Annotated in this window: 17 protein-coding genes; 14 read left to right on the top strand and 3 right to left on the bottom strand. The window is 62.2% G+C overall.

Features of this window, described 5'->3' with window-relative positions; genetic code table 11:
- The first annotated feature begins 76 nt into the window (after positions 1-76).
- From ACZ5WW_RS05910 to ACZ5WW_RS05855, 12 genes are all read left to right on the top strand, one after another.
- Entirely contained in the window at positions 77-1,177 is a 1,101-nt protein-coding gene (locus ACZ5WW_RS05910; RefSeq protein WP_377166781.1) for a CmpA/NrtA family ABC transporter substrate-binding protein, read from the top strand.
- Positions 1,174-2,457, top strand: coding sequence for a CmpA/NrtA family ABC transporter substrate-binding protein (locus ACZ5WW_RS05905; protein ID WP_377166783.1), 1,284 nt, complete (start codon positions 1,174-1,176; stop codon positions 2,455-2,457). Before ACZ5WW_RS05910 ends, ACZ5WW_RS05905 begins: the two co-directional genes overlap by 4 nt.
- A 105-nt stretch (positions 2,458-2,562) precedes the next feature.
- Positions 2,563-3,366 carry a nitrate ABC transporter permease gene (ntrB, locus tag ACZ5WW_RS05900; protein ID WP_377166785.1) on the top strand — a complete coding sequence of 268 codons (804 nt, stop codon included), beginning with the start codon at positions 2,563-2,565 and terminating at the stop codon, positions 3,364-3,366.
- Between the two features lie 20 nt (positions 3,367-3,386).
- Positions 3,387-4,307, top strand: coding sequence for an ABC transporter ATP-binding protein (locus ACZ5WW_RS05895; protein WP_377166787.1), 921 nt, complete (start codon positions 3,387-3,389; stop codon positions 4,305-4,307).
- Positions 4,304-5,182, top strand: a complete 879-nt coding sequence (locus ACZ5WW_RS05890) for an ABC transporter ATP-binding protein (protein ID WP_377166789.1) — start codon at positions 4,304-4,306, stop codon at positions 5,180-5,182. The genes ACZ5WW_RS05895 and ACZ5WW_RS05890 overlap by 4 nt, the downstream gene beginning before the upstream one ends.
- Before the next feature lie 104 nt (positions 5,183-5,286).
- The gene (locus ACZ5WW_RS05885; RefSeq protein ID WP_377166791.1) at positions 5,287-6,687 is read left to right on the top strand and encodes an alginate export family protein; all 1,401 of its coding nucleotides are present in this window, start codon (positions 5,287-5,289) and stop codon (positions 6,685-6,687) included.
- A gap of 175 nt (positions 6,688-6,862) precedes the next feature.
- The gene (locus ACZ5WW_RS05880; RefSeq protein WP_377166793.1) at positions 6,863-8,068 is read left to right on the top strand and encodes an MFS transporter; all 1,206 of its coding nucleotides are present in this window, start codon (positions 6,863-6,865) and stop codon (positions 8,066-8,068) included.
- A gap of 31 nt (positions 8,069-8,099) precedes the next feature.
- Positions 8,100-9,731 carry a bifunctional protein-serine/threonine kinase/phosphatase gene (locus ACZ5WW_RS05875; RefSeq protein WP_377166795.1) on the top strand — a complete coding sequence of 544 codons (1,632 nt, stop codon included), beginning with the start codon at positions 8,100-8,102 and terminating at the stop codon, positions 9,729-9,731.
- Positions 9,732-9,770: 39 nt separating this feature from the next.
- Positions 9,771-11,405 (top strand): diflavin oxidoreductase, encoded by a 1,635-nt coding sequence (locus ACZ5WW_RS05870; RefSeq protein ID WP_377166797.1) that lies wholly within the window; start codon positions 9,771-9,773, stop codon positions 11,403-11,405.
- Entirely contained in the window at positions 11,395-13,140 is a 1,746-nt protein-coding gene (locus ACZ5WW_RS05865; protein ID WP_377166799.1) for a NirA family protein, read from the top strand. The genes ACZ5WW_RS05870 and ACZ5WW_RS05865 overlap by 11 nt, the downstream gene beginning before the upstream one ends.
- A 15-nt stretch (positions 13,141-13,155) precedes the next feature.
- Entirely contained in the window at positions 13,156-14,736 is a 1,581-nt protein-coding gene (locus ACZ5WW_RS05860) for a DmsC/YnfH family molybdoenzyme membrane anchor subunit (protein ID WP_377166801.1), read from the top strand.
- Between the two features lie 2 nt (positions 14,737-14,738).
- Entirely contained in the window at positions 14,739-16,931 is a 2,193-nt protein-coding gene (locus ACZ5WW_RS05855; RefSeq protein ID WP_377166803.1) for a molybdopterin oxidoreductase family protein, read from the top strand.
- 66 nt (positions 16,932-16,997) lie between these two features.
- Here the strand turns inward: ACZ5WW_RS05855 and ACZ5WW_RS05850 are convergent, their stop codons facing one another.
- Both ACZ5WW_RS05850 and ACZ5WW_RS05845 read right to left on the bottom strand, forming a co-directional pair.
- Entirely contained in the window at positions 16,998-19,529 is a 2,532-nt protein-coding gene (locus ACZ5WW_RS05850; protein WP_377166805.1) for a DEAD/DEAH box helicase, read from the bottom strand.
- Between the two features lie 83 nt (positions 19,530-19,612).
- Positions 19,613-20,566, bottom strand: coding sequence for a YHYH protein (locus tag ACZ5WW_RS05845; RefSeq protein WP_377166807.1), 954 nt, complete (start codon positions 20,564-20,566; stop codon positions 19,613-19,615).
- 112 nt (positions 20,567-20,678) lie between these two features.
- Between ACZ5WW_RS05845 and ACZ5WW_RS05840 the strand changes: the two genes are divergently transcribed.
- Entirely contained in the window at positions 20,679-21,854 is a 1,176-nt protein-coding gene (locus ACZ5WW_RS05840) for an AraC family transcriptional regulator (RefSeq protein ID WP_377166809.1), read from the top strand.
- Between the two features lie 5 nt (positions 21,855-21,859).
- Entirely contained in the window at positions 21,860-22,342 is a 483-nt protein-coding gene (locus tag ACZ5WW_RS05835; protein WP_377166811.1) for a hypothetical protein, read from the top strand.
- Positions 22,343-22,433: 91 nt separating this feature from the next.
- Here the strand turns inward: ACZ5WW_RS05835 and ACZ5WW_RS05830 are convergent, their stop codons facing one another.
- The gene (locus tag ACZ5WW_RS05830; RefSeq protein WP_377166813.1) at positions 22,434-22,931 is read right to left on the bottom strand and encodes a hypothetical protein; all 498 of its coding nucleotides are present in this window, start codon (positions 22,929-22,931) and stop codon (positions 22,434-22,436) included.
- Between the last annotated feature and the right edge of the window lie 25 nt (positions 22,932-22,956).

Here is a 22,956-nt window from a genome sequence, read left to right as displayed (position 1 = left end):
ATCGATTGAAAAACTTTGCGCGTAGTTTATGCAGGAAATATCGCGGACTGGTCCCTCTGCTGCTGTTGTGTGGGGCATGCCAAAGCTCGCCAAGATCGAAAAGCCTGCCGTCTCCGCCTCCTACAAGCCGGTCCGCATCGGGTTCATCCCGCTGGTGGATTGTGCACCTCTTCTGGTGGCGAGGCACCTGGATCTCTTCGGCAAGCACGGCGCCCGGGTGGAGCTGAGCTGCGAGGTCGGCTGGGCCACCGTCCGTGAAAAGCTGCTCTACGGCCAGCTCGATGCTGCGCATGCCATCGCCGGTCTGGCGCTCGCCATGCGCCTCGGCCTCAGTTCGCCGCCCTGCCGCGTGGTGGCTCCCTTTGTCTTCAATCTTCATGGCAATGCCATCACCCTCAGCCGCGATCTCTGGAACCGCGGCGTGCGGGATGCCGCCAGCCTGAAAAAACTCATCCGCAGCTCCTTCAGCCGCCGCTTCACCTTTGCCATGGTGTCGCGCTATGCCTCCCACTGCTTCCTGCTGCGCCAGTGGCTGCAGTCCGGCGGCATTGATGTGGAGAAGGACGTGCGCATCGTCGCCCTCCCTCCCACGCAGATGACCTCCAGCCTCGCCGAGGGCCTCATCGACGGCTACTGTGTCGGCGAGCCCTGGAGCTCCTATGCTGTGGAGCAGGGCATCGGCTGGATCGCGGCAACCAGCGCTCAACTCGCGCCGGAGCATCCGGAGAAGGTGCTGCTCTCCACCGAGCAGTTTGTCTCCACACACACTGCGGAGGTGCAGGCTGTCATCAGCGCCCTCCAGGAGGCCTGCGAATTCTGCGACCAGCGCGAGAACCGTGCCGAGGTGGTCCGCATCCTGGCCGGCAGCGGCTACTTCTCCGTCAGCGAAAAAATCCTCAAGCGCTCCCTCGTCGGCCCGCTGGACCTCGGCACCGAGAAGTCCGTGGAGGTGACCGATTTTCACATCTTCCACCGCCGGGATGCCAACACGCCGGTGAGCAGCCGGGGTCGCTGGCTTCTCGACCAGTTCATCGCCCATGGCCTCATCACCAGCGCCCAGTACACCGCAGGGGGCACCGCACTGCGCGAGGCCTGGAATGCGGATCTCTCTTTCCCTCAAGCCAAAGCCGCCGCCAGCAACAAAAACATCAAACGCATCCAGCAACTCCAAGCATGAATCCATCCTCTCCGCTCACCCGTCGTTCCCTCCTCCGCTCCGGCACCACCGCAGGTCTCGGTGCTCTCTTCTCCGGCCTGCCTCAGGGCTGGGTGGGCTCCGCCTACGCCTCCGACGCCCCTGAAACCGCCGACCTGAAGTTTGGCATGATCGCCCTCACCGACTGCTCCAGCATCGTGGTGGCGCATGAAAAGGGGCTCTTCAAAAAATATGGCATCAACTCCACCGTCAGCAAAGGTGCCAGTTGGGCCGCCATCCGCGACTCGCTCACCAATGGCGACATCCAGGCCACGCACATGCTCCTCGGCATGCCCATCGCCAGCACGATGGGCCTGGGCGGCGCGCCCAAGAAGCCCATGATCGTGCCGTGGATCGTCAACCGCAACGGCCAGGCCATCACGCTTTCCAACACCTTCAAGGGCAAGGTGGCCGATGACCCCAAGGCGCTGAAGCCTTTCGTCGATGAAGCCAAGGCCAAGGGAAATCCCCTTACTTTTGCGATGACCTTCCCGCCTGGAACGCACGCCATGTGGCTGCGCTATTATCTCGCCGCCGGCGGCATCAATCCCGGAGACGCCGCCGGTGCCGGCGCGGACATCTCCCTGATCACCGTGCCGCCTCCCCAGATGGTGGCCAATATGAAAGTCGGCAAGATGGACGGCTTCTGCGTGGGCGAGCCCTGGAATGCCAAGACCATCGCCGACGAGATCGGCTACACTTCCATCGCCACCCAGGGTATCTGGAAAGATCATCCTGAAAAAGTCTGCGCTTTCACCGAGGAGTTTGCCGCCAAAAATCCCAAGACCGTCAAGGCCGTGCTCAAGGCGCTGCATGAGGCCAGCGTCTGGCTCGACAAGATGGAAAACCGCGAGGAGCAGGCAAAAATCGTCAGCGCCGCCACCTACATCAACTGCCCGCCCGAGGCCATCCTTGGCCGCCTGCAGGGCAAGTATAACATGGGAGACGGCCGCAAGTACAAGGACCCGAACTACATGATCTTCAGCGACCGCAACTGCAACTACCCCCAGGCCAAGTATGCCAAGTGGTGGCTCACGCAGCTTCGTCGCTGGGGCTTCACCGCCGGCGCTCCCGACTACGAAGGCGTGGCCAAGCAGGTCATGCGCTCGGACATCTACGAAGAGGCCATGAAGGAGATCGGCTACGCCCATGGCGGCGTCGATGACAAGGCTGAAACCCTCTTCGATGGCGTCACCTTTGACCCGAAGGCCGACCTCGAAGCCTACGCTGCCTCCTTTGCGGTCAAAACACCCAAAGCCTGAAACCCTCAACCGCACAGCCGCACAATGCACCTGATCCAACGCTTCAAGCTCGAGTCCATCCTTTTGCCGGTGGTGGCAATATTAGTTTGTGGGCTTTTATGGTATATGATTGCCGGAAAATCCATCACGACTGAAAAAGTGGATGAATTTGGTGACAAGATCAAAGTCACCAAACGCGAAGGTCTCTCGGCAGACCTGCCCACGCCCGGGGAGACCTGGACGGCCAGCAGGCTCTACATCACCGAGCCTTTCGCCAAGCGTGGGGAGCTGGATCAGGGCATTCTGCGGTTCACCTGGATGTCGCTCGTGCTGGTGGCGGAGGGCTATTTCATCGCCCTCGTCGTCGGCACGCCGATTGGGTTCTTCCTCGGACTCTCGAAGAAGTTCACCCAGGCGTTTGATCCGCTCATTCAGGTGCTGCGGCCAGTGTCCCCGCTGGCCTGGCTGCCGCTGGGCATGATCCTCTTCAGCGGAGTCAAATTCGTGAATGCCGACGGCCGCACCACCTTTGGCGCCTCGGACGCCGCCGCGCTTTTCACCATCGCCATCTGCGCCATGTGGCCCACCGTCATGAACACCGCCGTGGGCGTGCGTGCCGTGCCTCAGGACTACCTGAATGTGGCCAAGGTGCTGAAGCTCTCCAAATCCCGCACGCTGTGGAAGGTGCTCGTGCCCGCCACGCTGCCCTACATGTTCACCGGCTTCCGCCTCAGCCTCGGCATCGCCTGGCTCGTCATCGTCGCCGTGGAAATGCTCACCGGCCGCCCCGGCGTCGGTGGATTCCTCTGGCAGCAGTACAATGCCAACAGCTACGCCCACATCATCCTCTGCATCCTCACCATCGGCGTCGTCGGCTACGTGCTGGACCGGCTGATGAGCGTGGTGGAGTCCCGCTTCAAGACTGCCTAACCCCAAACCCAGATCCAGATATGCCGCTTATCGAAATCAAAGGTGCTTCCAAAGGCTTTGGCCAGCCGGGTGCGCGCTCGGAGGTGCTTAAGGAAATCAATCTCGCTGCCGAGGAAGGAGAGTTCGTTGTCATTGTCGGTTACTCCGGTTCTGGCAAATCCACTTTGATCAACCTCATCTCCGGACTTGTGACACCGGACACTGGCGAGGCTCTCATCGAGGGGCGTCGCATCACGGAACCCGGTCCGGATCGCGGTCTTGTCTTCCAAAACTACTCGCTCCTGCCCTGGCTCACGGTGGAGGAAAACATCGCCCTCGCCGTGGATGAAGTCTTCAAGGACTGGACTCCGCAGCAGCGCAAAGTGCATGTGCAAAAGTTCATCACCATGGTGAAGCTCGGACACGCCTCCCACAAGCTGCCCAAGGAGCTGTCTGGCGGCATGCGTCAGCGCGTTTCTGTGGCGCGCACAATCGCCATGAACCCGAAGGTGCTCCTGCTGGATGAGCCGCTCAGCGCGCTCGACGCCCTGACCCGAGCGCAGATTCAGGACGAGATCAGCGAGATCTGGCGCGAGAACCTCACCACCGTGCTGTGGATCACCAATGATCCCGATGAGGCGCTGCTTCTTGCCGATCGCGTCATCCCGCTGCTGCCCACCTCACCCGCCACGCTCGGAGAGCCCATCCTCGTGGACATCGAGCGGCCGCGGGACCGCCGCACGCTTAACCATGATCCGAGATTCAAAAAACTCCGCGCCCAGCTCATCAATACGCTGCTGGACGCCAAAGGCCGCAGCAAGGTCAAATCATCGGTGCATGTCTCCCTCCCAGACATCCTGCCGGAGGATCTCACCACTGTGAACAGCCTGCAGTTCCTCAACCGCTCCGGGCCCAGACGCCGCGGAGACCACCAGCGCGAAGAAGTGGAGGTGGCCGCATGAAGACCGCAGCTCCACCCATGCTCGAACTGGATCGTCTGTGGAAGACCTACGACAGCCCCAAGGGGCCGCTGACGATCGTCAAAAACTTCAACCTCAAGCTCAAGGAGGGGGAGTTTGCCACGCTCATCGGCCACAGCGGCTGCGGCAAAAGCACCGTGCTCATGATGGTGGCCGGGCTGAGTGAGCTCAGCCAGGGAAACATGATCCTGGCCGGACGCGAGGCTGCCGGCCCCGGCCCGGACCGAGGGATTGTCTTCCAGTCTCCCTGCTTGCTGCCCTGGATGACGGCCTTTGAGAATGTCATGCTCGGGGTGAACCAGGTGTACTTCACCGCCAGCAAATCCGAGCGCCGACAGATGGCCGAGTACTATCTCACCATCGTCGGCCTTGGGGAGGCCATGCACAAATACCCCGGGGAGCTCTCGCAGGGCATGCGCCAGCGTGTCGGCATCGCCCGTGCCTTTGCCCTGCAGCCCAAGATGCTGCTGCTGGACGAGCCCTTTGGCATGCTCGACTCACTCACCCGCTACGAGTTGCAGGAGGTGCTGCTCGACCTCTGGCGGCGCAACCGCATCACCACCCTCATGGTCACCCATGACGTGGACGAGGCCATCTTCCTCTCCGACCGCGTCATCATGATGACAGACGGCCCCGAGGCCGAGGTGGGGGACATCCTGCAGATCCCCTTTGAGCGCCCGCGCAACCGGCGGGAGATCATGGAGGATCCCCGCTACTATGAGCTGCGGGAGCACCTCATCACCTACCTCAACGACCGCTCCCACATCCGCCCCAGCCGTGACCCGCAGTTTGTCCCCTCTCCGGACATGGCTGCGGAGCTCGCCACCCACGGCACCCCTTTCCCTGCCGCCGCCTAGCCGAAAAACACCGCCCCCATGCCCTGCCATGCAGAAAGCATGAAGAAATACCATAAAGTAATATAATAGAACATAAACGTACGCACGCTCACCACCTGACTCCCATGAAACGGATCGCCCCACTTCTGCTGGCCACCGCCTCCATCGCGCTCGCCCAGGCTCCTGCCTCCAAGACCACTGCGCCGGCCCCTGTGCCCGGCTTCACCCTTGCGCCTCCACCTCCGACGTATGCCCCCATGAAGATGGGGAACTTCACCTTCGATGTGCAGGAGAAAATGCGCTACGAAATCCGTGACAACAACTTCGACTTCAACAGCGCCGTCAACAGCGTGCAGGACGCTGCCTGGCTGCTCCAGCGCTTCCGCCTCGGCATTGGCTATGACATCAATCCCTGGATCAAGCTCTACGTGCAGGGCCAGGATGTCCGCGAAATCGGCGGAGACCGTGGGCACACCATCGGCGTGAACGGTGCTGAAGGAGATGACATCTTCGACATCCTCAAGGCCTACATCCAGATTGGAAACGCGAAAAAGGGATTCAGCTCCACGCTGGGCCGCCAGTTCCTCTCTTTTGGAGATCAGCGCCTCATCGGACCGCTGGAGTGGGCGAATCAGGCGCGCACCTTTGACGCCTTCAAGGTCCGCTACACCGCCACCAAGTGGTCTGTGGACGCCTTCACCGCCAGTCCGGTGAACTTTGCCAATAATAAGTGGAACAAGTCAGACCTCATCGACCAGGCGGACCACCGCAACGCCTTCTTGAGCGGGGTTTACTTCAGCACGCTGTTTGTGCCCTTCAACACGACCACGGACTTCTACGCCCTGCACTACCGGGATGACGGCCAGGCCACCTTTGGCGCCCCAATCGGCTCCACCAGCTTTGTCACACTTGGCACCCTCTGGAAGGGGGACCCCAAGAAGCTGAAGGGCTTTGACTATGAAACAGAGATGGACTTCCAGACCGGCAAGGTGGGCGGACGCTCCTTGACCGCATATGCTGGCCACTGGGCGGTCGGCTACAACTGGCTGAAATCCGCCTGGAAGCCACGCTTTGGCCTGCAGTTCAACTATGCCAGCGGAGATGGCGACCCCAATGACAAGCAGGTGGGCACCTTCCAGAATCTCTTTCCCACCAACCACCTCTTCTACGGCTACATGGACACCACCGGCTGGATGAACATGTACAACCCCCAGGTGAACTTCAGCTTCATGCCCACCGCAAAGATGAAGGTCATGCTGGACTACCACCTCTACTGGAATGCCAACAACGCCGACTCCTGGTACCGTGCCAACGGCGCTACCAAGGTGCGCCCCGTCAATTCCGCTGCCATGAATGCCAGCAGCTTCCGAGGCCAGGAGCTGGACCTCACCATCAGCTACAAGCTCAATCCGCATGTAAACATCCTCACCGGCTACAGCTACTTCGTCGCAGGAGACTATCTCAAGCAGACCGGTGCCGGCAGCAACGCCCAGTTTGGCTACGTGCAGATGCAGATTGATTTCTGATCCCACCACGCCTCCCAGCCATCCTCCGCACGGGTTTCAGCGGCGGATGGCTGGATTTATGCATGAACAAAATCGATGGATTATATAAAAAACATTCAAATTGTTATTTAACTGTCGTGTCGATTTTGGCACGCCTGCGGCTCATGAGAAAGACACCGCCAAACAACGCCCCCTCATGAAACTTTCCGCTCTCAAGACCTCCGGCCACTGGCCCACGCTGCTCACCTCTTTCCTCTACTTTGATGTCAGCTTCATGGTGTGGACCATCCTCGGCGCGCTCGGCGCGCAGATCGGCACCACGCTGGGCCTCACCCCGCAGCAGAAGGGGCTCATGGTGGCCGTGCCCTACCTCTCGGGTGCCTTCATCCGCATCCTGCTCGGCATGCTGGTGGATCGCATCGGTGCCAAAAACACTGGCATCATCGCCCAGCTGATTGTCATCGCGGGCATGACCATCGCCTGGCTCACGGGCCTGCATCAGTTCTCCCACACGCTCATGCTCGGCGTGGTGCTCGGCGTGGCTGGTGCCAGCTTTGCCGTGGCGCTGCCACAGGCGGGCCGCTGGTACCCGCCGCACATGCAGGGCCTGGTGCTCGGCCTGGCTGGTGCAGGAAATGTGGGCGTGGTGATTGATGCTATCCTGGCTCCGCGCCTCGCCGTCATCTACGGCTGGAATGCAGTCTTTGGTCTCGCGCTGATCCCGCTGGTGCTCGTGCTGGCCTGCTACATCCTCTTTTCCAAAGAAGCCCAGGTGCAGGTGAAAAAGAAACGCCTCGTGGACTACGCCCATCTGCTCAAGGAAAAAGACGCACACTGGTTCTGCTTCTTCTACACCATCAGCTTCGGTGGTTTCTCGGGCCTCGCGGCGTCCCTTATCATCTATTTCACCTCCGAGTTTCACCTCGCCCCGGTCGAGGCCGGCACCTGGGCCGCCATGTGCACGCTCGTCGGTGCGCTGGGCAGGCCGGTCGGTGGTGCGCTGGCAGACCGCCTCGGCGGCATCCGCGCGCTGCATGTGTTCTTCCTGGCTGCGGCGCTGGCGCTGGTGCTCGCGGCCTTTGCAGGCACGCTGCCGCTCTGCGCGCTCGGCTTCTTCCTGGCATCCTGCGCCTTCGGCATGGCCAATGGCTCCGTCTTCCAGCTGCTGCCGCAGCGCTTTGCCAAGGACATCGGTGTCATGACCGGCCTCGTCGGCTGCGGTGGTGGTCTCGGCGGCTTCATGCTCGCCAGCTCTCTCGGATATTCCAAGGGGATCACCGGCAGCTACCTCGCCGGCCTGCTCGCCTTTGCCACGCTGTGCGTCTTGGCCCTCATCGGACTGAATCTGGTGAAGATCCGCTGGCGCACCACCTGGGGTGCTCTCTCCGAGGCCCGCATCTGATCATCCTTCTTCTTCATCTCACGCCGCTGCCATGAAAATTCTCACCACCAGCCACGGGATCGCTCGTGAGGAGGGCTCCGCCTCCTCCGACGCCTTCGCCGTGCGTGCGTGGGATGAGACCGTCATTGCCGTCCTCAGCGACGGTGCAGGCAGCGGTGCTCCTGCACGCGAGGCCGCGCAGCGTGCTGTCAGCTCGCTCATTGAAAACTACAGCGCCCGCCCGCGCTCCTGGTCTCCTCGGCAGGCGCTCACCACCTTTGCCCGCATCCTCAATCACTCCCTCTACCAGGAGTCCCAGGTGCGCTATGAGCGCACCGAGATGGTGGCCACGCTGGCCGCCGTGGTCATCGAGGGGGACACGCTCCACGGCATCAATCTCGGAGACTCCGGCGTCTATCTTTGGCGCAATGGCGGCCTCCACACGCTCTCCACCGCCCATGTGGAGCTGGAGCGTCCAAACGTGCTCACGCGCGCTCTCGGCATGCAGGCGGAGGTTGAGCCCGAATTCTTCTCCCTCAGCCTGCAGGATGGAGATGTGGCCATGCTCTGCTCTGACGGAGTCTCCAATCACGTCTCCGAGGAGGATCTCTCCACTGCGCTCTCCCGCCACAGCTCCGCCCGCAGCATCGTCCTCTCCGCACGCCAGCAGTCCAGCGAGGAGACGCTCGATGACATGAGCGCCCTCGTGCTCGACATCCAGCAGACCGGCCGCCTGCGCGCGATGAATGCGCGCTCCCTCACCATCCCCGCCACGCTGAGCAAAGGAGATGTCATCGACGGCTACGAGCTCATCCGCTCCTTCCACGGCACCAGCCGTGTCTGGCTCGCAGAGAAAGACGGCCACCGTGTCGTCATGAAGTTCGCACCCGTGGAGGCCATCGACAGCGCCCCGCACCTGGAGGCCTTTTCGCATGAGGTGTGGAATGCCACTCGCGCACAGTCCTCCCACTTTGTGCGCGCCTATGAGCCGCCAGCTCTCACCACGCGCTGCTACCTCATGGAGTTCATGGATGCGCCCAGCCTCGCCGCGGTGCTGCGGGAGCGCACTCTCTCCGTGGACTCCGCCATCGCTCTGGGAAAATTCCTTGCCGAGGCTGTGCAGGTGCTGCTGCGCCTGGAACTCGCCCACGGCGACATCAAGCCCGAGAATATCCTCTGCATCGGTGACTACACGCGCCTCACCTTCAAGCTTGTCGACCTCGGCAGCGCCGCCGCCATCTTCTCCGTCTCCTCCCGCGCAGGCACCGCCAGCTATCTCGCGCCCGAGCGCTTTCATGAGGCGCCCATCAGCGAGCGCACGGAGATCTTCGCCATCGGCGCCACGCTGTACCAGGCGCTCACCGGAAAGCTGCCTTACGGCCAGATCGAGCGCTTTCAGACGCCCGCCTTCCACGCCGCGCGCCGCCTTTCCAGGATCAATCCCAACATCCCCACCTGGTTGGAGGCCGTCATCCATCGCGCCATCGCCATCCAGCCGCAGCGCCGCTACCAGCACTACTCCGAGCTGCTGCATGATGTCTGCCACCCTGACCGCGTGCAGCCTTTTCATGAAGCCGACACGCCCCTCATCGAGCGCAACCCGCTCGCCTTCTACAAGATCGGATTCTTCATCCTGCTGCTCACCGCGCTCTGCCTCGCCTTCAGGCTTCTCACGCTGAAGTGACGTCGTCCACCGCCGCCTTTCCCTACCCCCGCCGCCGCTATGCCCACAGTCCCCATCATACCAGAAAATGCACCTTTCTCCGCCGAGCAGAGAGCCTGGCTCAATGGCTTCCTCGCCGGTGTACTCAACCGCGGTCCCGCAGCCGCAGGCGCCGCTCTGCCTTCATCACAGGCGGCTGCCATCCCGCTCTTGATCGCCTTCGGCAGCCAGAGCGGCAATGCGGAAAGTTTGGCCAAGCGGCTGGCCAGGGAAGCATCGGGTCGGGGCTTCGCAGCGCGCGCTGCGGGCCTCGACTCGCTGCAACCCGCCGATCTCATCAAGGACAAGAACGTCCTCCTCATCACCAGCACCTGGGGGGAGGGGGACATGCCGGACAACGCCGTCTCCTTCTGGGACAGCATCAATCAAAATGGCAGCAGCCCGAAATTTGACGGCGTGCAGTACAGTGTACTCGCTCTCGGTGACAAAAACTATGGCGATACCTTCTGCCTCGCTGGCAAGAAGCTCGACGCCCGCCTCGCCGAGCTGGGTGCACGCCGCATCACAGACCGTGTCGATTGCGACGTGGAGTTTGACACCCAGGCCAAGCAGTGGAGCAGCAGCGCCTTCACCGTACTCAGCGGCTCCACCGCCGCACCCGCCGCTGAGGCCGCCGTCGAAGAAGAAACCGGCTGGAGCAAAAAAAATCCCTTCCCTGCAAAGCTGATCGACAACACCCCGCTGAACACTCGCGGCAGCAGCAAGGACACTCGCCACATCGCCTTCTCCCTCACCGGCAGCGGTCTCAGCTACGAGGTGGGAGACGCCCTCGGCGTCTTCGTTCAAAACTGCCCGGACGTGGTGGACACCATCCTCGCCGCGCATCAGCTCGATCCCCTGGCCGAGGTGCCGCTGCCAGATGGAGGCACCGCCACGCTGCGTGCGGCGCTCATTGCGCATTACGAGATCCGTCAGTTCTATGGAAAGCCAGCCGCACAGACCGGCATGGCCCCCGCCGCCTTTGTGGCAGACCTGCGCAAGCTCCAGCCACGTCTCTACTCCATCGCCTCCAGCATCAAGGCGCATGCGGACGAGGTGCACCTCTGCGTAGGCGCCGTGCGCTACAGCACGGATGGCGTGCATCACAAAGGCGTGGCCTCCACCTTCCTGGCCGACCGCCTCCCGCTCGGAGAGACCACCGGCATCTACTTCCATGCGGCCAATCACTTCCGCCTGCCCACCGATCTGACAAAGCCCGTCATCATGGTCGGCCCCGGCACCGGCATCGCCCCCTTCCGCGCCTTCCTGGAAGAGCGCGAAGCCACCAAGGCCCCCGGCAAAAACTGGCTCTTCTTTGGCGACCAGAAGCGCGCCTCCGACTTCCTCTACCACGACCAGGTTATCGGTTGGGTGCAGGGCGGCCACCTCACACGGCTGGACACCGCCTTCAGCCGCGATCAGGAGGAGAAGATCTACGTGCAGACCCGCATGCTCCAGGCCGCCAATGAGCTCTGGCAGTGGCTGGAGGAGGGCGCGCACTTCTACGTGTGCGGAGACGCCAAGCGCATGGCCAAGGACGTGGACGACGCCCTGCACTCCATCATTCAAACCGCAGGCGGCAAATCCGCCGACGAAGCTTCCGCTTACGTGAACCAGATGAAAAAGGAGAAACGCTATGCCCGCGATGTCTATTGAACCACTTGCCCTTGCGCCATCCCCCTCTGCCGACTTTACCGGCGAGCAGAAGCGCTACCTCGAAGGCTTCTTTGCCGGCATCGCCGCCGGCGGGGTCTCCTTCGGAGATCTTTCCGCCGCACCTGTGGCCGCCGCGCCTGCAGGCCCCGCTCTCGATGACCTCACCAAGGAGGAGCGCATCAAGCGTGAACTCCACCCCTTTGACGCCATCGAGCAGCTCGTCATGGACGCGCGCTGGAATGCCAAGCCCGAGCCCGAATCCGTCTTCCGCTACAAGTGGAACGGCCTCTTCTGGCTCAATCCCGTAAAGGACGGCTACATGTGCCGCCTGCGCATCCCCGGCGGCATCGTGAAAAGCTACCAGCTCCGCGAGCTGGCCGCCATCGCCCGCGATCTCACCACCGGCTACATCCAGATCACCACGCGGAACAATTTTCAAATCCGCCTCATTGAGCCGAAAAATTGCCCCGAGGTGCTCCGCCGCATTCAGGGCTGCGGCCTCCACTCCAAAGGTGCTGGCGCGGACAACATCCGTAACATCACCATGAACCCCTGCGCGGGGTATGATCCGCATGAGCTCATCGACGTGCGCCCGCTCGTCCATGAGCTGGCCACGCTCATCATCGCCTCCAAGGAGTTCTACGATCTGCCGCGCAAGTTCAACATCGCCTACGACGGCGGTGGGCTCATCTCCGCTGTGGAAGACACCAACGACATCGGCGCCAGCGCCGTGCGCATCACGGAAAACTCCGAGGGCATCGAGCCCGGCGTGTACTTCCGCATCGCCCTCGGCGGCGTCACCGGTCATCAGACCTTTGCCAGCGACTGGGGTGTGATCGTCAAGCCCGAGCAGCTCAATGATGTGATGGTCGCGCTGCTGCGCGTCTTCATCCAGTTCGGCGACCGCACCAACCGCAAAAAGGCGCGCTTCAAATACGTGGTGGAGGACAAGGGTCTCGATGGCGTGCTCGTGGAGGCTGAGAAGTTCCTGAAGTTCAAGCTCACGCGCCTTGCGCCGGACGCCGCCTGCCAGGCCAAACGTGAATTCTCGCAGCAGGGGCACTCGCATGTGGGCACCTACCCGCAGAAGCAGGAGGGGCTTGTTTATGTCGGTGCCAGCGTGCCGGTGGGACAGCTCACCGCACGGCAGCTCGATCGCATCGCCGATCTCGCAGACAGCTACGGCTCCGGCGAGGTGCGCCTCACGGTGTGGCAGAATTTCATCATCCCCAACGTCAAGGCTGCCTACGCCGCCACGGTGGCCAAGTCGCTCAAGAAGCTCGGCTTCCCCACGGAGCAGTCGAATCTCAAGAGCGGCTTCGTGGCCTGCACCGGAAACAAGTACTGCAAGTTTGCTGCCAGCGATACCAAGGGCCACGCCATCGCCATGATGGAGTACCTGGACAAGCGCGTGAAGCTCGACAAGCCCGTGAACATCCACTTCACCGGCTGCGCCCACTCCTGCGCCCAGCACTTCATGGGAGACATCGGCCTGCTCGGCACCAAGGTGAAATCCGTGAGCGGAGAGGGCTACCACATCACAGTAGGAGGTGGTTTTGGCGAGAATCGCAAAATCGGCCGCCAGATCTTCAGCGGCGTGGCCTTTGAGTCTCTCGGCACCACGCTGGAGGCCATGCTCAATGGCTACCTGAAAAACCGGACAGAGGGCGAAACCTTCCACGCCTTCTGCAACCGCCACACCGTGGGAGAACTGCAGGTGGTCTTCAGCTGCTAAGCCATGATCCGCGACATGGAGCGTTCAATCTCAGCCGGAGGCTCCGGCGCTAGCATCATTGACGCCGCCCTCCGCGAGCAGCAGACGCTTCGTACGCCCGTCGCCCTCTTCTCCGAAGAATACGACTCCCGCTCCGTGCGTGAGCGCTTCACGCACCTCATCCCCCTCAGCAAGCCGCAGCCGGGGGAGCAGTACGCCTTTGAGGTCAATCTCGACGCCTGCACCGGCTGCAAGGCCTGCGTGGCCGCCTGCCATTCCCTCAATGGCCTGGATGAAGGAGAGAGCTGGCGGGACATGGGCCTGCTCGTGGGCACGCGCAAGCAGCCCTACCTGCAGACCGTCACCACCGCCTGCCACCACTGCGCAGATCCTGCCTGTGCAGACGGCTGCCCCGTGCTGGCCTATGATAAGGACAGCAGCACCGGCATCGTGCGTCATCTGGACGACCAGTGCATCGGCTGCAGCTACTGCATCCTGAAATGCCCTTACGATGTGCCGAAGTTCAACCTCAAGCGCGGCATCGTGCGCAAGTGCGACATGTGCCAGGGCCGCCTCGCAGAGGGAGAGGCCCCCGCCTGCGTGCAGTCCTGCCCCAATGAGGCCATCAAGATCAAGGTCGTGAAGATCGATGTCGTGCCAGATCGCGGTAGCATGATTGCCGGTGCGTTTGATTCCAGCTATACACGCCCCACCACCACCTACATCTCCACACAGCCCGTGCCCTCCGCCGCGCAGCCAGCCGACGTCGGCCGTCTGGATCTCGATCACGGTCATCACGATCCGCTCGCATGGATGCTCGTTCTCACTCAGATGAGCGCCGGAGCCTTTACTTTCTGCGGCGCAGCCATGTGGCTGCACCTGCTCACCCTGCCGCAGGCTGCCATCACCAGTGCTGCTGCGCTCATCGTCGGTCTGGCGGGCGTGGCTCTCAGCACGCTTCATCTCGGCCAGCCGCTCAAAGCCTGGCGCGCTTTCCTTGGCTGGCGCAAAAGCTGGCTCTCCCGAGAGATCATGGCCTTCGGTGCGCTGCCGGCAGGCGGCACGGCTATTGCTGCCACCTGGTGGCTTGGAAACATCGAGTGGATGCGCCTCGCCGTCACCGGCACCGCAATCGCCGCACTCCTCGCGGTGTGGTGCTCCGTCATGGTCTATGTGGACACACGCAGGCCCTTCTGGTCGCTGAAGAATGTGAGCGTCAAATTTCTCGGCACCACACTGCTGCTGGGTGCTGGCTTGTGCGCCGCCGTGTGGCATTGGGCCGGAATCACGGCCGCCACGTGGGCCATGGCGCTGGTCCTTCTCTTCCGCTGGACCTTGTCACTGTGGGAGATCTCCTCCTACCGCCGTGCGCTGGCAGATGAGGCCTGCCTCTGGCACAAATCCGCACGCATCCTGCAACGGCATCTCCCGCATCACATCGAAGCACGTGGCCTACTGCTCATCGCCACCGGCCTGCTCATACCGGTGACCATCGCCGGTGGTGCTGCCGCCCATTGGATGTTCACCCTCTCGCTGCTGCTCACCTTCGGCAGCCAGCTCATCGAGAGGCTCTATTTCTTCACCGCCTCCGCAGGCTCTAAAATGCCAGGAAACTGACCATGATGAAACTGCCCGCCATGACCTTGCGCGAGTGGGATGGCCCGCTCACCGCCGACCTCGTGCGCGAGCCCGCGCGCTTCGGGCTCGGTCAGGTGCCGGCGCATCTGCTGCCAGACGCCGCTACAAAAGCCGTCTGCGGCTTCTGTTCCACCGGCTGCGGTCTGAAGGTGCATCTTAAAGACGGCGCTGCGGTCAATCTCACACCGGACCCCGACTATCCCGTCAACATCGGCACCGCCTGCCCCAAAGGCTGGGAAGCGCTGAGCGTGCTGGACGCACCCGACCGCGCTCGCATGCCGCTGCTGCATGGCAAAGAGGTGGACTGGGACACCGCCCTCAAGTACTTCTGCGATCAGATGCGCGCCGTGCTGGACAAGCATGGCCCCGAGGCCGCCGCCTTCATCAGCACCGGGCAGATCATGTTTGAGGAGATGGCCTTTCTCGGTGCGCTGACCAAGTTTGGCCTAGGCATGATCCATGGCGATGGCAACACCCGCCAGTGCATGGCCACCGCCGTCACCGCCTACAAGGAGAGCTTCGGTTTTGATGCGCCTCCTTTCACTTACGCGGACTTTGAGGAGAGCGATGTCCTCGTCTTCATCGGGGCCAATCCCTGCATCGCCCATCCCATCATGTGGCAGCGCGTCCTGCGCAACAAGCGCAACCCGCAGATCATCGTCGTCGATCCCCGCGCCACGGAGACCGCTATGGCCGCCACGCAGCATTATGCCATCAAACCCAAAAGCGACCTCGCCCTTCTCTACGGCATCGCCCATCTCATCATCCGGGACGGCGGAGTGGACACCTCCTTTGTGGAGGAGCACACCACCGGCTTCGATGAGTTCGAGAAATTCCTCGCGGACTACCATCCCGCACGCGTCTCGGAGGAGACGGGCATTAGCGTGCATCGCCTTGTGCATTTCGCCCAGACCATCATCCACGGCACGCTGCGCGTCTCCTTCTGGTGGACCATGGGGGTGAATCAGGGGCATCAGGCCACACGCACCGCCCAGGCCATCATCAATCTGGCGCTGATGACGGGAAACATCGGCAAACCCGGCACCGGTGCCAATTCCATCACCGGCCAGTGCAATGCCATGGGCTCGCGCCTTTTCTCGAACACGACAAATCTTCTCGGTGGCCACGACTTCCGCAATCCGCGCCATCGTGAAAAAGTCGCCGCCGCCACCGGCATCCCCGTGCAGCGCATCCCCGACCGCCCCAGCCTGGCGTATGACCAGATCCTCAAGGCCGCCGATGAAGGCACCGTGAAAGCCCTCTGGTTTGTCGCCACCAATCCCAGCCACTCGTGGATCGACCAAAATGAGATCAACCGCATCCTCGACAAGCTCGACTTCATCGTCGTGCAGGACATGTACTGCAGCACAGAGACAGCCAAGCGCGCCCACCTCGTGCTGCCCGCCGCAGGCTGGGGGGAAAAGGACGGCTGCTTTATCAACAGCGAGCGCCGCATCGGCTACAGTCCCAAGGTACGCCGTGCTCCGGGGCAGGCGCTTGCGGACTTCCACATCTTCCGCCTTATCGCCCATTACTGGGGCTGCGAGGATCTCTTCCGCGCCTGGAGCACGCCCGAGGCCGTCTTCCGTGTGCTGCAGCGCTGCACCGAGGGCCAGCCCTGCGATATCTCCGGCATCGCCGGCCATGAGATGGTGCAGAAATCCAGCGGTGTGCAGTGGCCGCTGTCCAAAGATGACGCCGCCAAGTTCAAAGCCACCACCTGGAAGGAGCGCCGCCTGTTTGAGGATGGGAAGTTTTACACGCCCGACAAACGAGCGAAGTTTGTCTTCGAGGCCCCGCAGGCCATTCCGGAGCAGCGCAGCACGGAGTATCCGCTCGTCCTGATCACCGGCCGCGGCACCAGCGCTCAGTGGCACACCGAGACGCGTACGGGAAAGTCCGCCGTGCTCGCCAAGATGATCCCGCAGGAGCTCATGCTCGATCTCCATCCCAACGACGCCGCCCCTCTCGGCATCCGCGAAGGCATGCCCGTGCGCGTTATTTCCAAGCGTGCCGAACTCACCGCCAAAGCCCGCCTCACCACCTGCGTGAGGCCCGGTGAAGTCTTCCTGCCCATGCACGATCCTCGCGTGAACCAGCTCACGCATGCCTCCTTCGACCCTCACAGCCGCCAGCCCAGCTACAAGCACTCGGCGGTGCGGGTGGAAAAGTAGCCCAGTTGCACCGCAACTGGACCGGAAAACCTCTCAGTTGCGGCGCAACTGAGCAACTATGATGAGCTACCCAATCTTCCCCACACCCTTCAGCACCAGCGTCGGCTTTCCATCCTCCCGTGCCTGCGCCAGATCCACGCTGAATTCCGCCTGCCAGTCGTTCAGCTCTTCGGGGTCGATCAGCACCTGGCAGACGCGCCATGAGGCCTGGTCTTCGCTTGGATCCACGTAGGTGTGGCGGCCGTTGCGGGCTTCGTTGTCCAGGCGGATGCGCTCGTGCTCGGCGTAGTATGGGTCCATCATGGCAGCCAGGGCGTCCGCGTTCACGCCACCTGTCACGGTGGCTGCGGCGGTGCCATAGTTCTCCAGAGAGAGAGGACGCAGGAAACGGAAGATCTCGGTGCGGATGAGGGCGGTGAACTCGCGCTTGTTGCGCGTGATGTCGGGCGCCTCCTCGCGCTTCTCCACCACCTCGTCCGGTTTGAAATTCGGGTCGCGCATGCGCTCCCATTCATCCAGCAGGCTGGAGTCCGTGCCGCGCAGCACGCCGGCCAGCCAGGCCTCCATCTCCTGCACGGACTCATTTTTAAAATTCTCCGGCACGGTCTGCGCCAGCACCTTGTGCACGCTGGAGAGGTGGCGCAGCAGCACGCCTTCGGCGCGATGCAGTTCGTAGTCGTTGATGTAGTCGCTGAAGCTGCGGAAGTTCTCAAACATCTCCCGCACGATGCTTTTGGGCCGGATGTTTTCCTGGCCGATCCATGGGTGCACCTCGCTGAAGGCATTGAAGGTGCTGTAGATGAAGTCGCGGCAGGGCTTGGGATATTCCAGCTCCTCCAGCCGCGCGATGCGCTCCTCATACGGCACGCCTTCGTTCTTCATCGCAGTCATGGCTTCGGTCTTCACCTGATCCAGCTGCTTGCGCAGAATGATGTCCGGGTTTTCCAAAATGGACTCGCACAGCGTCAGCACATCCGCCGCGTAGGTGGGCGAGGCGGGATCGATCAGCGCCAGCGTGTCGATGAGGTACAACGACAGCGTGTAGTTCAGCGAAAAATCCTCCTGCAGCTCCACATTCAGCCGCAGCTTGGTGCCTTGAGCATCGCGTTGCTTGGGTGGAATGATCTCGATGATCTTGCGCTGCACCAGCGCGCGGAAAAGCTCCCACGCGCGCTTCTCGTGCTGCTTTTTTGCGTTCGTTGTTTCATGCGAGTCCGCGATGAGCTGGCGCATGGCCGCGCATTCGTCTCCCTTGCGGCTCAGGACCTGGAGCAGCATGCCGTGGGACACCTGAAAGCGGGATGCCAGAGGCTCAGGTGCGGCGTTTTGCAGCTTCTTGTAGGTGTCCTCGTTCCAGCCCACAAAGCCCTCCGGCGCTTTCTTCTTCACCATCTTGCGCAGCTTCTTCGCATCGCCTGCGGCCTTGGCATCCATCTTTGCATTTTCGATCACGTGCTCCGGTGCCTGGCACACGACGTAGCCCACATCGTCATAGCCGCGCCGTCCGGCACGTCCGGTGATCTGGTGAAAATCCCGTGCGCTCAGCGTGGCCACCTTCTCGCCGCCGTACTTGCTCAGGCGTGTCAGCAGCACGGTGCGGATGGGCACATTCACCCCCACGCCCAGCGTGTCCGTGCCGCAGATGACCTTCAGCAGCCCGCGCTGCGCCAGCTTCTCCACCAGCACACGATACTTCGGCAGCAGCCCCGCATGATGAATGCCCACGCCGTGGCTGATGTACTTCTTCACCTCCTTGCCGTAAGGGCTCGTGAACTTGGACCCCACCAGCGACTCCTTGATCGCGGCCTTCTCCGCTGTGCTGCAAAAGTTCAGGCTCATCAGGTCCTGCGCCGCCTGGGCGGCCTCGTTCTGCGTGAAGTGCACGAGATACACCGGCGCCTTGTTCGCCGCCACCAGCTCCTGCAGCGTCACATCCACCGAAGTTTGAGCATAGCTGAACTCCAGCGGCACCGGCCGTTCATAAGCCGCCACCACGGTCGTCTCGGCCTTCGTCAACGTGCTGAGCTTCTCTTTGAAAAAATCAGAGCCGCCCATCGTGGCGGACATCAGCAGAAAGCGCGCGTTGTTCATCGTCAGCAAAGGCACCTGCCAGGCCACGCCGCGCTCGCGGTCGGAGTAGTAGTGAAATTCGTCCATGACCACCTCGCGGAAGGGCGCGTCGGCGCCGTCCCGCAGGGCGTAGTTGGCCAGAATCTCCGCTGTGCAGCAGAGGATGGGCGCGCTGCGGTTCACCGTGGCATCCCCCGTGGCCATGCCCACATTCTCCGGGCCAAAGTCGCGGCACAGGGAGAGAAACTTCTCATTCACCAGCGCCTTGATCGGGCAGGTGTACACGGAGCGCCGCCCCTTGGCCAGAGAGCGGAAATGCAGCGCCAGCGCTACCAGCGATTTGCCCGATCCCGTGGGCGTGTTCAGGATCACATTGCGGTCATCAAAGAGCTCCAGGATCGCCTCCTCCTGCGCGGGGTACAGTTCCAGATTTTTCTCCGCCACGTAGTCCAGAAACGCCGCCAGCAGTTCGTCATTGGAGCAGTCGGTGGATTTCGGCAGTCGGCGCAGCAGCGGGTGGTCGGTCATTCGGCATCACCCATAAAGTAGTACAGTTGCGCCGCAACTGGTCTGGAATCAATCCGCACCCGTTGCGGCGCATCTGGGCAGCTTTAAAACGGCGGCGGGCCAAATCCCGGAGGCCCGGGAGGGCCTGGCGGGCGCATGCCGCCGGGGCCGCCACGACGGCCACGTCCTGGAGGGCCAAAGCCGCCACCGGGAGGGCCACGGCGGGCAAAGCTGGCGTCCGGCGTGCCGGCAAACTGGCGCGGCACATACGGGTAGGTGTCCGTTAGCACGTAGTAGTAGGTGCCTTTGGGAAACTCAGGCGTCACACCGTAGCGTCCGTTGCTGGCGTCCAGGTCGCCTTTGCCCTCCACGTATTCGTAGTCCTGCACAAAGGCGCCGTCATACTTGCCGCCGGGAGATCCCGCCGGGCGCGTGCCTTGCTTCACCGCATAGCTGGCTACCAGCTTCTTCACCAGGCTGTCCGAGTTCTTGGCGTCGCTGTAGGCATAGGGGCCGTAGATGGGGAAGCCGTCCGCCGCCCAGCCGACGAGCACCATCTTCTTCTGGTCGCCCGCCAGCTTTTCGATCAACCCGGTGGGTATGCCGTGGTAATGATACGCGCCATTGGGCTGCACATGCGCATTGCTGGAGTCCAGCCCCAGATCAATAGCTCCGCCGTGCGGCTCGTACTGCCAGCCGCTGGCCGGATTGCCCTGCCACCACTCCGCAGCAAAGGGGTCAAACACCACGCCATTCACCCCGATGCCAAAGGGCTGCATATGGTATGGCACCGGCTTCTCAGCCACCTTCGGGTGCAGCGGCACCTTGTAGTCATACCTTTGCGGCCCGATCACGTTCGGGTTGTGCCGGTTGGGGAACTGCCCCGGCGTGTGGTCTGGGATGCCGTTGGCCTGGATGCGCCGGTACTCCCTGTCCGTGGAGATCTTCACCTCGTTCGGCGGCAGCTGTGACGAGGCCGCCAGACAGGCCGTCACGAGGATCGTGCAGCCTGCTTTCAGCAGCAGGGCAGGGGAGGCTTGGGTACGGGAGAGGCGCATGTTGCGCAGGGTAACCCTAAGCCGTTTGTTTCGTTACAAAAATAATGCCTTCGCCCGTTGCGCTGCTCTTCGTGCTTGCGTCCATGGGCAGATTCCGGTTTGCATCTCACCCATGCCGCAGGCTCCTCGCACCAACCCCGCACGCATCCCGCAGGTCGCCGTACTTGTGGATACCTCACGCTCTTACGGGCGCGACATCGTGCGCGGCGTCCGCCGATATGTGGCTGAGCACGGCCCGTGGTCGCTCTACCTGGAGCCGCGCGATCTCCACAGCCGCTTCCCCGACTGGCTCAAAGACTGGCCCGGAGACGGCATTCTCTCCCGCACGGTGGATGCCGCGCTGCTGCGCCAGCTCAAGGCCACCAAACTGCCGGTCATCGAGCTGCGCACCACCGTGCTGCCGCACAGCTTTCCCTTTGTCGGCATGGACAACAGCATCGTGGGCACCCGTGTGGCCGAGCATCTGCGCAATCGCGGCTTTCAGCGCTTTGCCTGCTACCTGGACACCTCGGAGGCCTTCTTTGAGGAGCGCTGCACTTTCTTTGTCAAAACCCTGCGCGCCCAAGGCTTTGACTGCTCCGTTTTCAAATCCAGCCGCCGCCTGCGCTGGGACGCCCACCAGCAGGCGTTGTCCGAGTGGCTCGTCTCGCTGGAGAAACCCGTGGGCGTCTTTGCCGTGAATGATCAGCTCGGTTTCTGGTTGCTGGATGCCGCGCGGCGTGCGGGCATCGCTGTTCCTGAAGAGGTAGCCGTGGTGGGCGCGGAAAATGACACCATGCTCTGCGACACCGCCTCTCCGCCGCTCTCCAGCGTGCGCCTGCGCGGCCAGGCCGCTGGCTACGAGGCCGCCCGCCTGCTCGATGCCTGGATGAAAAAGCAGCGCATCCCCAAGCCTGGAGAAAATCATCTGCTCCCACCTGGAGACATCGTCGTGCGCCAATCCAGTGACATCGTCGCGGTGGAAGATCCGCGCATCGCCGCTGCGCTGCGCTTCATCCGCCAGCACGCCACCGAGCAGATCGACGTCGCCCGCGTGGCGCGCGAGACCGCGCTCTCCCGCAGCGTGCTGGAGCGCCGCATGAAGGCCTTCATCGGTCGCAGCCCAGGGGAGGAGATCAACCGCATCCGCTTTGCTGCAGTGGAAAAGCTGCTGGTGGAGACCGACCTCACGCTCGATGCCATCGCCGCCCGCTGCGGCTTCACGCACCCGCAGTACATGGCGGAGGCCTTTCGGAAGCGCGCGGGCATGACGCCGGGAGAGTTCAGGAAAAAGAAATCTTTGCTGTGAAACCCATGAAGCTTCCCTTGCTCATAGCCTGCTGTCTGTGGCTTGAATTTGCCGTTGGGTGCACCAGTCGCCGTCAAGATGAAGCCAAATCCGACTTTGCCCGGCTCTACATGGGCGGCTTTTTTGCCAGCACGGTTTATGAAATCAAAGGCAGTCGGATCACCGTGATCCGGACGAGTGATGTTGCAAAAGCCAGGAAGGCATCCCGACTTTTGTCGGAGGATGAAGTCAGCCGCTTTTGGAGAGAGCTGGACTCCCAAAAAGTCTCTTCCTGGCGACCCTCCTATTTTTTCCAAACGCAGGACGATCGTCCGGCATGCTCCTACTTGTCGTGGGAATTGACGGTCCGAAAGAACTCCAAGGAATGGCAGGTTCGTGGCTGTGATGCCTATCCTCGTGATCGAGACCCGCGCCAAATGATCGAGCATAAACTCTCCAAGCGATTTGAGCGTGTCTGGCAGGCCTTCAGCCGCAACATACCAGAGTAGAGTAGGATAGCTGGCGTGACGTGGAGCGCACACTCCATTCCAACACTACCCAGAACCGGCTGAAGCCGGTACTACAATACCCTGACCTGGCTCATGCCCCCTGCCGCTTCTCCTTAAACAGCCTCACTGTCTTCAGGATCATCGACGCGCGTGAGCCAAAGACGAACTGATCAAACTCTGGTCGCAGCTCCAAGAGGTACAGGCACATGGACTCCAAGTTTTTAAGGTCCGCCCCCATGAAGGAGATGGGTTTGCGGTCGGAGAAATAAAACTTCGCGCCCGTGCTCATGGCGATCTCCACTTTGGTCAGGCTTTCCACACGTCCCTCGCTAAGCTTCCAGCGACGGCACAGCCAGTGGGATATCATGCCATCCTCGATCCGGATGGACACGAGCAGGGTGGGCAGCACAAACAGGGGAATCATCACGCCTATGCCGAGAGGAAGAGCCAGCAGCACCTTGAAGTCCAAAGGGCGTCCTTCGTGGTGGCTGAAGCCTGCGGCTGCTGCCGCTGCCACGGCTCCAATGATCAAGCCTGCGATCAGGGTGGATCGAATCTGCTTCCAGGTGTTGCCGAATTCCATGCACATGATGTGGTGGGTTTAGCGTATAGAT

This window comes from Prosthecobacter fluviatilis, from assembly GCF_055388355.1.
The sequence above is the reverse complement of the archived record's forward strand: the minus strand, read 5'-3'. Positions and strand labels throughout refer to the sequence as shown.